The organism is Corynebacterium lipophilum, assembly GCF_024102595.1.
Taxonomy (GTDB): Bacteria; Actinomycetota; Actinomycetes; order Mycobacteriales; family Mycobacteriaceae; genus Corynebacterium; species Corynebacterium pseudogenitalium.
Genome location: NZ_JAEUWV010000001.1, coordinates 259,503 through 272,199, shown reverse-complemented (window position 1 = coordinate 272,199; position 12,697 = coordinate 259,503). Strand labels below are relative to the sequence as shown.

Here is a 12,697-nt window from a genome sequence, read left to right as displayed (position 1 = left end):
TCTACCCCTCAACCACGTACTAACCTACGCAGCCTACCCAAGAACCCGGAAATTCTTCGCTCGTCACCGTGGTCCGTTGGTGTGTAGTAGACCGCATCCTCTAAGCCGTCGGGAATGTACTGTTGTTGTACTACCCCCTTCGGGTCATCATGCGGGTAGACATAACCGACTGCATTGCCCATCGCTTTCGCGCCCTCATAATGCCCGTCCCGTAAATGCGCTGGAACCGGGCCGATCTTTCCCGCGCGCACGTCCTCCTGGGCGCGCGTAATCGCCTGAATCACTGCTGGCGATTTTGGCGCGGTAGCCAAATGAATCGTCGCTTGTGCAAGTGTCAGTCGACCCTCAGGCATCCCGATCAGCTGTACCGCCTGCGCTGCGGCAACTGCAGTTTGCAACGCTGATGGATCGGCCATACCAATGTCCTCCGAAGCATGAATGACCAGCCTGCGCGCTATAAAGCGAGGATCCTCACCAGCTTCAATCATCCGTGCTAAATAATGCAACGCTGCGTCGACATCTGAGCCTCGAATCGACTTGATGAATGCGGAAACTACGTCGTAGTGCTGGTCGCCGTCCCGGTCGTAGCGCACCACCGCACGGTTCACGCTTTCCCTCACGACATCGAGGGTGATCGTCTCCCCCGGTTCGACTGAGGCTGCAGCTGCCTCCAGGTACGTCAAACTGCGGCGTGCATCTCCACCCGCCAAGGCTATGAGTTGCGCTCGCGCGTCGTCGGCAAGCTTCACGGAACCCGCGAGCCCACGTTCGTCTTGTATCGCTCGATCAATCACCACGCCGAGGTCTTCAGCCGACAAGGATTCAAGTTTCAGAAGCAACGAGCGTGAAAGCAGCGGGGCTACCACGCTAAACGACGGATTCTCTGTCGTAGCCGCTACAAGCAACACCGTGCGATTCTCGACGGCCGCTAACAGCGCATCCTGCTGAGTCTTAGAAAACCGATGAACCTCGTCAATAAACAGGACCGTGCTCTCACCCGAGATCAAATCTCTACGCGCTGTATCGATGACCGCGCGGATCTCCTTCACCCCTGAAGACAGTGCAGAAAGACCAACGAAGTTTTGCCCCATTGTTTTAGCGATCAACGAAGCGATGGTTGTTTTACCAGTACCAGGTGGACCGTAAAGTATCACTGAGGCTGCACCCGATCCTTCTACAAGTCGGCGTAGAGGTTTGCCCTCGGAAAGAAGGTGTTGCTGCCCAGCAACTTCATCCAAACTCTGAGGGCGCATTCGGGCAGCGAGGGGTGCACCGTGACCTGCTGCAAAAAAGTCTGAGCCACGTTGTGCGCCACCATCATTGGCAGTCTGCTGGCCACTAGTCGGTAAGGAGTTACCGAATAGATCACCCTGCGACATGTTTACTCTCCTCAAAAACTACCGCTCAGTCCCGGCAGGCCGACCACCTGTGAGAAAAGCCGGAGCCCCAACAACCTACACGGTTGCCGACGCTCCGGCACGCGTTTGTTTCATTGCGCCGGCTCATCCGTGCGCAATGTCGACGCTACTTCTTCGGCTTAAAATCAACGCCAGTCTCTTTACGCTGCTCGTCTGGAATAGGCGCAGGCGCATCCGTCAGTGGGTCTACGCCGCCGCCGGACTTCGGGAAGGCAATGACGTCACGAATGGAGTCAAACCCGCCAAGCAAGGACACAATGCGGTCCCAGCCGAATGCGATGCCGCCGTGCGGTGGCGCACCGTAAGCAAATGCCTCAAGCAGGAAGCCAAACTTCTCCTTGGCTTCTTCCTCGGTGATGCCCATGACTTCGAAGACACGCTGCTGGACGTCTCGCTCGTGAATACGGATGGATCCGCCACCGATTTCGTTGCCGTTGCAGACAATGTCGTATGCGTATGCCAGAGCTTCGCCTGGGTTCTTCTCGAAGTCTGCCTTGAATTCTGGCTTCGGCGAGGTAAACGCGTGGTGCACAGCGGTCCACTTCGAGTGGCCAAGCGCAACGTCTCCGGAGGCTGTCGCGTCAGCGGACGGCTCGAACATAGGAGCATCAACCACCCAAGTAAACGCCCAATCGCCTTCCTTAATCAGGCCAAGCTTGCGAGCGATTTCCCCTCGCGCTGCGCCGAGCAGTGCACGTGCACTCTTCGCGTCACCTGCTGCAAAGAAGATGCAGTCACCAGGCTTCGCACCAACGTGTGCTGCAATGCCGGCCTTCTCTTCCTCGGTGATGTTCTTCGCAACAGGACCACCGAGCTCGCCGTCCTCCTGCACCAAGATGTACGCCAGGCCCTTCGCGCCGCGCTGCTTTGCCCATTCCTGCCAGGCATCAAGCTGACGGCGGGGCTGCGAAGCGCCACCATCCATGACAACGGCACCGACGTAGTCGTTCTGGAAGACGCGGAAGGTCGTGTCCTTGAAAAACTCAGTGCAGTCCACCAGCTGAATATCGAAACGAAGGTCAGGCTTGTCCGAGCCGTACTTCTCCATCGCGTCTTTGTATGTCATGCGCGGGATCGGAGTAGAGACCTCGTAGCCGATCAGCTTCCACAACTCAACAACGATCTGCTCCGCGAGAGCGATGATGTCGTCCTGGTCGATAAAGCTGGCCTCGATATCGAGCTGTGTGAACTCCGGCTGGCGGTCCGCACGGAAGTCTTCGTCGCGGTAGCAGCGCGCGATCTGGTAGTAGCGTTCCATGCCGCTGACCATCAAAAGCTGTTTGAACAGCTGTGGCGACTGCGGCAATGCATACCAGGTACCAGGGCGCAAACGCGCCGGCACCAGGAAATCACGCGCACCTTCAGGGGTAGAACGGGTCAACGTTGGCGTTTCAATTTCCGTGAAATCATTCGCATCCAACACTTTACGTGCTGCGCGATTCGCCGCTGCGCGGAGGCGAAGTGCTGCGGCCTGTCGCTCACGACGAAGGTCAAGGTAGCGGTACTTCAAGCGAGTCTCTTCGCCTACCTCGTTCGAGGAGGCGTCCTCAATCTGGAACGGCAGCGCAGCAGCCTTGTTGAGCACCTTCAGCTCAGAAACGTTGACCTCGATCTCACCCGACGCCAGGTTCGGGTTAGCCGAGCCCTCTGGGCGTGGTTCAACAACACCAGTTACCTGAATGCAGTACTCGCTACGCAAATCGTGCGCAGCTTCAGCGACTTCCGAATCCCTAAAAACCACCTGCGCGTAGCCAGAGCGGTCACGCAAGTCGATAAAAATAACGCCACCGTGGTCGCGCCTACGGCCTACCCAACCTGCCAGCGTGACGGTTTGTCCTTCAAGGTCTTTGCGGAGCTCGCCCGCGAGATGAGTGCGCAGCACAGTCTGTTCCACGTCCTTCCACGTGAGGTACAACATTAACTGTTGAAAGTGTACCCCCTTTGTCTCGCATGCGAAGGGACGGGTCCGAAGACCGTACCAATTCCCCATAAACGCCTGCGTCTATGGCATGCTTGTCCCATGACGTTTAACAGCAACTATCAGCGCGGAAGTGGCTACGCAAAGACTGGTTCAGGTGGGCGGCGTGGCGTCCCAATCGCCGCAGGCGGTGGTATTGGTGGACTTGTACTCATAGTTCTCTTTATTGCACTGGGCGGAAATCCGGCTGATCTCATCGAGCAATCTCCATCCGGCACAGAGCCGGATTCGAGCTACTCCTTGGAGCATTGCAACGAGGACAACGCTGCTAACAAATACGACGACTGCCGGGTCGAGGCAGCCGGCGTATCCGTCAACGGTGTTTGGAAAACCCTTTTGCCAGAGCAAGCTGGCCTTGACTACACCGAACCAGGCCTCACCTTGTTCCGGGACGCGACGCAGACTGGCTGCGGCTATGCTTCCTCAGCTACCGGTCCTTTCTATTGCCCCGCCGACCAAACAGCGTACTTTGACACCACGTTTTTTGAGCAGCTCAATGCACTCGGCGGGAACGACGCACCGTTCACGCAAATGTATGTGACGGCTCACGAGTTTGGACACCACGTACAGCAGATTGAGGGCACCCTCGGTCTCAGCAACTACAACGATCCTGGTGAGCATTCTGCTGCCGTAGCTATCGAAATGCAGGCCGACTGCTACGCGGGTATCTGGGCGCATTACGCGGACAAGGGTGACAACGCATTGCTTGAGCCGCTTACTGAAGACGACGTCCTGGCTGCAATTGAGACCGCACAGGCTATCGGAGATGACAACATCCAACGCCGCTCGGGCGGTGACGTCAACCCCGATACCTGGACACATGGTTCTTCTGAGCAGCGAAAGACCGCGTTTATGTCCGGGTACAGGACCGGCAAAATGTCCGCCTGCGACACTCTCAACCGTGGCGTCTACAACAGCTAAATCTTTCTGGTGATGTAACATCGCGCGCATGTCACACAATGCAGTCAGCGCCGTTGATTTGTTCAGCATCGGAATCGGCCCATCGTCCTCTCATACGGTGGGCCCTATGCGTGCCGCGCTTGCATTTATCGAGGATTTGAGTGAAGCGCCCGCCGCAGTCAAGGTTGAGCTGCGAGGCTCCTTGGCGGCAACCGGTGTGGGCCACGGAACCGACAGAGCTGTGCTACTGGGACTTGTCGGTTATACCCCACTTACTACTTCTGCGGACACCCGGCCGCTTCCTGGTGAGCTCATTCCAGAACGAGGGCACATCCAAGGTCCAGAGCGTGAACTCGACTATGAAGTCGCGATGAACCCGGTGCCCGTCGCTAAGCACCCAAACTGCCTGATTTTCGATGCGTGGAACGCCGAGGGCGTGCGCATCGCTTCCCGTAAAGAGTACTACTCCGTTGGCGGTGGTTTTATCCTCGACCGCACGCAGATGGAAGCAAACCGCGACCAGGCGGGCGTCGCCACCGTACGCGATGCGGTTAACGTCCCCTACCCTTTTTCCGATGGTGCGTCCCTTATGCGCCAATGCGAAACTCATCAGCTATCTATCGCAGAACTCATGCGTGCGAACGAAGAAGCGATACACGGCAAGGACGTCCTGGATGCTCACCTCGACGCGGTCTGGGACACCATGCAAGAGTGCGTCGCCCACGGCCTAAAAACGGAAGGTGAGCTTCCAGGTGGACTATCAGTTCGTCGCCGCGCTCCTCGGCTACATCGCTTATTGACGGCCGAATACGAGGCCTCCGCATCTCGCGGCCTTGACGCGATGGAATGGGTCAACTTGTACGCTCTCGCTGTCAATGAGGAAAACGCCGCGCACGGGCGCATCGTGACCGCCCCGACGAATGGTGCGGCGGGGATTATCCCGGCTGTCATGCACTACTGCCGGGATTTTACCGACGACTTCGACCGGGATGCTGCGCATCAGTTCCTGCTGACCGCTGGAGCGATCGGCGCCATCATTAAGACGAACGCCTCCATTTCCGGTGCCGAAGTCGGGTGTCAGGGCGAGGTAGGGTCCGCATCGTCCATGGCCGCAGCCGGTATGTGCGCAATTCTGGGCGGCACTCCGCAGCAGATAGAGAACGCTGCTGAGATTGGCCTCGAGCACAACCTCGGACTCACATGTGATCCAGTGGCTGGCCTTGTGCAGATTCCTTGCATAGAACGAAATGCCATCGGAGCGGTGAAATCAATCAACGCGGCCCGCCTAGCCAAGCTTGGTGATGGAACCAATAAAGCCACGCTCGATGATGTAGTAGAAACGATGGCAGCGACAGGCCACGACATGATGAGCAAGTACAAAGAGACGTCAATGGGAGGCCTCGCTGTACAGCTTGGCCTCCCGGTCAACATCACTGAGTGCTAAATCAGGCTAGCTCACTGCCTGAATAATGGCCGTAGCCTGAAGCGGAACGGCAACTTGTTCGTGGCTCTCCAGATTCTTGACCGCCACTTCCCCGTTCGCCAGCTCCTGGTCCCCGAGCACGAGAGCAAAGCGCGCACCCGCCCGGTCAGCGCCTTTCATTGCGCCTTTCAAACCGCGACCACCGTACGCCATGTCAGCTGAAATTCCTGCGGCACGGAGCTCGTCGATAAGCGAGCTCATCTTGCGGCGAGCCTCCTCACCGATTGCTACGCCGAACACCTCGACGCGACGATCCAGATTCGGGAGCGCCACCTCCTCAGCCTCCAACGCGAGCACTGTCCTATCAACGCCAAGCCCGAATCCGATGCCTGACAGATCTTGGCCACCGATCTGCGCCATCAAGCCATCGTAACGTCCACCTCCGCCAATTCCCGACTGAGCCCCAAGACCATCGTGCACAAACTCGAAAGTAGTCTTTGTGTAGTAGTCAAGGCCTCGCACCATCCGCGGGTTAATCACAAACGGAACCCCCATATCCTTCAGCGTCCCGGTAACAGTCTCGAAGTGCTCGCGAGACGCATCTGAGAGGTGGTCCAGCATCAACGGCGCATCGGCTAGAAGCTCCTGTACCTCCGGACGCTTGTCGTCCAGAACACGAAGCGGATTGATTTCCACGCGGTGCTGCGTCTCCTCGTCTAACGGGAGCTTCTTGAGGAAAGCTTGGAGCTTTTCCCGGTATGCGGGCCTGCAGGTGTGATCGCCAAGGCTTGTCAGCTCGAGGCGAAAGCCTTTCAACCCAACGCTCCGGTAGCAACGATCTGCAAGTGCGATAATCTCCGCATCAAGCAAGGGGTCGTCGACGCCAATTGCCTCGACACCAACTTGCTGCAGCTGGCGGTACCTGCCAGCTTGCGGACGCTCGTATCTGAAAAACGGACCGGCGTAGTTCAGTTTCACCGGCAGATAACCCCTGTCAAGGTTGTGTTGGATCACTGCACGCATGACGCCTGCAGTCCCCTCTGGACGCAAGGTCACAGAACGCCCGCCACGGTCGGCAAACGTGTACATTTCCTTCGACACAACATCGGTAGATTCACCGACACCACGGGCGAAAAGAGTTGTGTCTTCGAAAACCGGAAGCTCGATGTGTTGGAAACCCGCAACATGCGCCTGTCGCACGAACTCATCGCGGACATAAAGGAACTTCGACGACGCCGGGGGCACGTACTCCTGCACTCCCTTTGGAACGCTCAGTGCCTTGAACTTTTCTTTTTGGGGTTTCTTCGTATCACTCACGGGGACTGAGTCTAGCTGTTCTCAGTCGCTACCGCAGCCATGGCTACTGATTACGAGCCTCAAGGAGAAACGGGTTCGTGGTTCGTTCGTGCGCCATGGTTGTACCGGGTCCGTGTCCAGGCAACAACGTTGTCTCGTCAGGAATCGCCCAAACCGGTCCACACAAAGAGGTTTTCATTGCCCCTGGATCGGAGTGTGGCAAGTCAGTCCGGCCGACGGACCCCGCGAACAGCACGTCGCCTGAAAACATGACGTCGCCCATCTGATAGAGGACACTGCCGGGAGAATGGCCTGGAGTATGAGTTATATCAACCCTAAAACTGGCGATTTCAAGTGGCCCATCTGCGTCAAACGTGCGGAGGTCCGATATGGTCTCCATCGAAGCGGCGTCGAAAAGCTCGAGTGTTGAGGTAGGAAGGCCGCGTCCATGATCAAGCATGAACGCGTCCGCTGCGTGGATAAATACGGGAACCTGGTACCTCGCAACATCTCTCGTATGGTCAATATGGCCGTGGGTAAGAAAGATGGCCACAAGTTGCAGCCCCTCTTCCTTGAGAAACGCAGAAACGACCTGATGCGTTCCCATGCCGGCATCGACGAGGCAGGCTAGCTTCGCAGAATCATCGATGATGACGTAGCAGTTCGTCTGAAACGGTCCCGACGTAAAACCTAAGATTCGCAATGCCTACCTCGCTGTCTACCTAAACCTCTCCGATTAGGAAAGGGCCTGTTCAGCAGCCGAGTAGTCGGGCTCGTTGGTGATCTCCTCGACCAGCTCGACGTGCACCACGCGATGATCGGCGTCGGTCACAATGACCGCGCGTGCAAGCAATTCCTTGAGCGGCGTTCCGTCAAGCGTGAGGCCGAACGCCGTGCCGAAATCAGAGCGGAATGCAGAGAGCGCCTCTACATTCTCGATGCCCTCTGCCGCGCAGAAACGCTGCTGAGCAAATGGCAAGTCCTTGGAGATACAAAGCACTGCAGTGTTTTCTGCAGATCCCGCGAGCTCATTAAACGCTCGCACAGACTTTGCACACACGTCAGTGTCTAGTGATGGAAAAACGTTAAGGACCAGGCGCTTCCCCTCGTACTCGGACAACTTCTTTTCAGAAAGATCGCCCGCGACTAGCACGGCGTCAGGAAGGGCGTCGCCTACCTTAGGAAGAGATCCAGATGTTTGCGATTCATTACCTTGAAAAAATACCTTTGCCATGTCCACGACCCTACATGAACTATCGGAAGCGAGCAGTCGCAAAAAACACAGCAAAATACGACAGGTACAGTTACACCTGCTAATATTTCCCAGTCAACTAGTCAGAATAGAGGTACTACGGTGAGCAATAAAGAGCGCGGTCAAGAAGCCCTTAAACATCTGGAGCGTGAATTGAATTCACGCGATCGAAAGCAGAACTCAAAGCCCTGGTCGATCGCGGCGCTTTCCGCAGTTGTAATCGTGGCGCTAGGCGGCGGCATCTACTTCCTAGCGAACCAGGACGGCGACAGCACCAACGAAGCTCAAAGCTCGGCTGAAGAAACCACCGCCCCAAGCGAATTCGACGCCAACAACTACGAGGCAATCGCGACGAAGCGTGCCGAAGCACTCCCCGCCTCAGTCTCGTGTGAATACACCCCCGATACAGCACAGGGTGACAAGAAAGCAGACCTGCCGAAGACCGACAACGTCTCTACGACAGGGACCGTCAACGTCGAGCTCGACACCAGTGCAGGGCCGATTGGCATGGAGCTCGACCGCTCTGTCTCGCCGTGCACTGTGAATGCGATCGAACACCTCGCCTCTGCTGGCTACTTCAACGATACCGTCTGTCACCGGCTCACCGATGGCGACGGCCTTAAAGTACTGCAGTGCGGTGACCCAACCGGCGTAGGCAGCGGTGGTCCTGGCTTCCAGTTCGCAAATGAGTTCCCGACTGACGAAGCGCTCAAGGCTCTCTCGGACACGCCTGCCCCGGAAGGCATATCTCCAGAAGAAGCAGAGCAGATGAAACAAATGGAGCTCCAGCAGAACCCTCAGAAGTACGCGCGCGGCACCATCGCTATGGCGAACGCCGGTTTGGATACCAATGGGTCCCAGTTCTTCCTGAACTACGGTGATTCAGTGCTGCCTCCGCTGTACACCTACTTCGGTCAAATCTCTGAAGAAGGTTTGAACACCCTTGACAAGATTGCTGAAAAGGGCGTCGAAGGCGGCGGCCAAGACGGCGCACCAGCCGAAGAGGTACGCATCAAATCGGCAACCGTAAAGTAACTACACAGTTGCCTCTCAGCTGCACAGGAGCAGTTTTCAGTCTATTCAAAGTCTTGCAAAACGTCTGATAGCCAACTAGAGTTTGCACTCGTACATTTGTCAATCCCGTCAGATTGGAAAATTCATGAACTTCCGTAAAAGTATTCTTGCAGCAGCCACTGCTGTAGCTGTCGCAACTTCTGGCGTTGCTGCTGCTGAGGCTGCAGAAAGCACCACCCCAACCACCACGGCCAAGCCAGCTTCGAACACCAAGACTGAGAAGGCCCCGACGGTGAAGAACACCACCTCCAAGAAGTCCACCACGAAGCAGGCTCCTAAGGATCAGTCGAGCGACGAGGGCTCCTCCGTCAAGGACATGTCCCCATCTGAAATCCGTGACTGGATCGCAGTGTTCACCGCCGTCATCGGTGCGCTCGGTACCCTGTTCGCATTCCTGGACAAGTACCTGCGCAAGTAGACCGCTGGCTAGGTGCCACACTGGCATCTCCCACTAGCGCACCCAAGTGGGGTAACCCGTGATCGGGTTACCCCACTTTTCTATACACCGACGCGGTAGACGTCGAATACCCCTTCAACATTCCGGATCAGATTCATCACAGAAGCGAGCTGCTTCGTATCCGAAACCTGGAAGCTGAATCGAATCGTGGCAATACGGTCTTCCTTCGCTTGTGAGGAAAGCGATAGAATCGCCAATTTTTGTTCAGACATTACCCCCGTGAGTTCCGCGAGGAGGCCGTGCCGGTCAAGAGCTTCCACTTGAACGGTCACGATAGAGGTACCCGCAGAGCCGCCAGCGCCGGACCACGAAACCTCGATCAACCGCTCTGGCTCTTGCCTGAGCTTGTTCGCGTTGGTGCAATCTGTGCGGTGCACCGAAACCCCTCCACCGCGGGTTACGAACCCGAAGACATCGTCGCCAGGAACCGGCTGGCAGCAGTTGGCAAATTTGGCCATTACATCCGGGCTGCCCTGCACCAAGACTACAGGGCCATCGCCCGAGGGTTCTGGTCGGATGATCTTTGAATGGGGCGTCCGATCCGCCAGAAGATCTGCGGCGTCTTCGACGTCACCAAACTGGTCGACCAGCATTTTTGCAACATGCCGGGACGAAACATTCCCAGCGCCGATAGCCGTGTACAGGGCATCTACATCGGAGTAACGCAGTCTGCGTGCAATATCACGCATTGACTCAGGCGTAAATAGCCGGTGAAGTGGAAGTCCGCTCCGCTGTACTTCCGCTGCCAGCGCATCGCGTCCGACTTCGAGGTGTTCCTCGCGCCGTTCTTTCGCGAACCACTGACGCACCTTTGTTTTCGCACGCGGTGAAACAATAAAGTCTTGCCAGTCACGAGAAGGCCCGGCATTTGGGTCCTTCGAGGTAAAAATCTCGACGCGGTCACCATTTTGCAGCTGTGACTCCAGAGCAACCAGTTTGCCGTTAACTTTTGCCCCCACGCATCGGTGGCCTACCTCAGTGTGCACCGCGTAGGCAAAGTCCACAGGCGTCGAACCGGCAGGAAGGTTGATAACATCGCCGTGTGGCGTGAAGACGAAAATCTGCTTGCTTGTCAGGTCGTAGCGCAGTGAATCAAGAAACTCATTTGGGTCTGAAGCTTCCTTTTGCCAGTCAAGCAGTTGGCGCATCCACGCCATCTGATCTACTTCAGCCTGATCTCCCTTATGCGATCCTTTCGTCTCTTTGTACCGCCAGTGAGCTGCAACACCGAACTCGGCGTTGTAGTGCATCTCGTGCGTACGTACCTGTACTTCGAGAGCTCGCCCGCTGTTCGTCATCACCGTCGTGTGCAGCGACTGATACACACCGAATCGCGGATTCGAAATATAGTCCTTAAATCGGCCCGGCATTGCAGAATACATAGCATGGACGACGCCGACCGCTGCGTAACAGTCGTGGAGATTATCGACGAGCACGCGAACGCCAACGAGGTCGAAGATTTCGTCGAACTCGTGGCCTCGAACAACCATTTTTTGGTAGATGGACCAATAGTGCTTCGGCCTCCCCATCACCTCTGCGTCGATCCCGTTTTTCTTCAGTTCGGTTTGCAGCTCACGAATAATCTCTGCAAGAGCTCTGTCCCGCGAGGGCGCTCGGTCAGCAACTAACCGCACGATTTCTTCGTATTTCTTCGGGTAGAGGATCGCGAACGCGAGATCTTCAAGCTCCCATTTCACTGTCGCCATCCCGAGGCGGTGTGCAAGCGGTGCAATCACATCAAGGGTTTCGCGCGCCTTCTTCGCTTGCTTCTCAGGAGGAAGAAAGCGCATCGTGCGCATGTTGTGGAGCCTATCCGCAACTTTAATCACAAGTACCCGGGGATCCTCCGCCATGGCAACGATCATTTTCCGGATCGTTTCTGCCTCTGCCGACGCCCCAAGCGCAACCTTGTCTAACTTCGTTACGCCATCGACGATTCGTGCCACCTCAGGCCCGAAGTCGGCCGTAAGTTCATCCAGGGTGTAGTCAGTGTCCTCAACGGTGTCATGCAACAGTGCTGCCACCAACGTTGTGGTGTCCATACCAATTTCACCACAGATCGTGGCTACGGCAAGCGGGTGCGTAATATATGGGTCGCCTGATTTCCGGAACACGCCATCGTGAAGCTGCTCAGCCGTCTCATAGGCACGATTCAATAATGCGACGTCGCACTTCGGATGGTGCCGTCGATGAATCGATAACAGCGGGTCCAGGACCGGATTGCTACGGACCCGCGCACCGCCAGTGAGCGAACGAGCAAGTATTGCGGACACACTTCGCATCGAGGGTGTATTCCTCTTCGGTGCTTTCTCTTGAGTCACAGTCCGCCTCCAAACTCTCCTATTGGTCGAGCACTACCACGGGAACATCTCCTAAGCGGCTTCTACCGTCCAGTCCTTGTACCTCGAGCATTACTACGTAACCAACAACGCTACCACCTGCGCGTTGGATTAAATCGGTTGCTGCGGAAAGAGTTCCGCCAGTAGCAAGCACATCGTCAACGAGAACGACCTTCTTCCCGTCCAGGTCAATTCCCGACGCCGGGATTTCCAAAGCTGCAGTGCTGTACTCGGTTTTGTATTCCTGTGTAATCACCGGCGGAGGGAGCTTCCCCTTCTTACGGATAGCGAGGATGCCTACGCCCATTTCGTATGCAACAGCTGAGCCCAGGAGAAAACCACGGGCATCCAGGCCACCAACAAGGTCTGCTCCAAGATTCTCAGATACACGCGCCATTTCTTTGATAACAACCCGCAAGGCATGCGCATCTGCAAGCACCGGTGTGAGGTCTTCAAACAACACGCCCTTTTCGGGAAAATCTGGTACTTTACGGATCTTTTCTCGAAGCGCTTCCTTTGCGCTTTCAAACGTGTCCTTCGAATCGCCCATGGGTTTCTCC

11 protein-coding genes are annotated in these 12,697 nt (G+C 56.4%); 4 read left to right on the top strand and 7 right to left on the bottom strand.

What is annotated here, in order from left to right; all coding sequences use genetic code 11:
- Positions 1–8: 8 nt before the first annotated feature.
- On the bottom strand, positions 9–1,379 hold the full coding sequence (locus JMN37_RS01305; protein WP_070976822.1) for a replication-associated recombination protein A: 1,371 nt from the start codon (positions 1,377–1,379) through the stop codon (positions 9–11).
- Between the two features lie 145 nt (positions 1,380–1,524).
- A complete protein-coding gene (aspS, locus tag JMN37_RS01300; RefSeq protein ID WP_070477189.1) occupies positions 1,525–3,300 on the bottom strand; it encodes an aspartate--tRNA ligase in 1,776 nt (591 codons plus the stop codon).
- Positions 3,301–3,414: 114 nt separating this feature from the next.
- Here aspS and ypfJ point away from each other — a divergent pair, with 114 nt between their 5' ends.
- A complete protein-coding gene (gene ypfJ, locus JMN37_RS01295) occupies positions 3,415–4,317 on the top strand; it encodes a KPN_02809 family neutral zinc metallopeptidase (RefSeq protein WP_255365768.1) in 903 nt (300 codons plus the stop codon).
- Positions 4,318–4,345: 28 nt separating this feature from the next.
- Positions 4,346–5,740 carry an L-serine ammonia-lyase gene (locus JMN37_RS01290; protein WP_252930855.1) on the top strand — a complete coding sequence of 465 codons (1,395 nt, stop codon included), beginning with the start codon at positions 4,346–4,348 and terminating at the stop codon, positions 5,738–5,740.
- A gap of 6 nt (positions 5,741–5,746) precedes the next feature.
- Here JMN37_RS01290 and hisS read toward each other — a convergent pair whose 3' ends face one another.
- From hisS to tpx, 3 genes are read right to left on the bottom strand one after another with little or no spacing between them, the layout of a single operon-like run.
- A complete protein-coding gene (hisS, locus tag JMN37_RS01285; RefSeq protein WP_070976817.1) occupies positions 5,747–7,036 on the bottom strand; it encodes a histidine--tRNA ligase in 1,290 nt (429 codons plus the stop codon).
- Positions 7,037–7,079: 43 nt separating this feature from the next.
- Entirely contained in the window at positions 7,080–7,718 is a 639-nt protein-coding gene (locus tag JMN37_RS01280; protein ID WP_071572582.1) for an MBL fold metallo-hydrolase, read from the bottom strand.
- 33 nt (positions 7,719–7,751) lie between these two features.
- Positions 7,752–8,249, bottom strand: a complete 498-nt coding sequence (gene tpx / locus JMN37_RS01275) for a thiol peroxidase (RefSeq protein ID WP_070976812.1) — start codon at positions 8,247–8,249, stop codon at positions 7,752–7,754.
- A gap of 120 nt (positions 8,250–8,369) precedes the next feature.
- Between tpx and JMN37_RS01270 the strand changes: the two genes are divergently transcribed.
- Both JMN37_RS01270 and JMN37_RS01265 read left to right on the top strand, forming a co-directional pair.
- Positions 8,370–9,302, top strand: coding sequence for a peptidylprolyl isomerase (locus tag JMN37_RS01270; protein WP_070976809.1), 933 nt, complete (start codon positions 8,370–8,372; stop codon positions 9,300–9,302).
- Positions 9,303–9,426: 124 nt separating this feature from the next.
- On the top strand, positions 9,427–9,759 hold the full coding sequence (locus JMN37_RS01265; protein WP_070976807.1) for a hypothetical protein: 333 nt from the start codon (positions 9,427–9,429) through the stop codon (positions 9,757–9,759).
- A gap of 80 nt (positions 9,760–9,839) precedes the next feature.
- Here the strand turns inward: JMN37_RS01265 and JMN37_RS01260 are convergent, their stop codons facing one another.
- Together JMN37_RS01260 and JMN37_RS01255 are read right to left on the bottom strand one after the other, a co-directional pair.
- Positions 9,840–12,119 carry a RelA/SpoT family protein gene (locus tag JMN37_RS01260; protein WP_252930854.1) on the bottom strand — a complete coding sequence of 760 codons (2,280 nt, stop codon included), beginning with the start codon at positions 12,117–12,119 and terminating at the stop codon, positions 9,840–9,842.
- Positions 12,120–12,138: 19 nt separating this feature from the next.
- Positions 12,139–12,687, bottom strand: coding sequence for an adenine phosphoribosyltransferase (locus tag JMN37_RS01255; RefSeq protein WP_070477021.1), 549 nt, complete (start codon positions 12,685–12,687; stop codon positions 12,139–12,141).
- Positions 12,688–12,697: the final 10 nt, after the last annotated feature.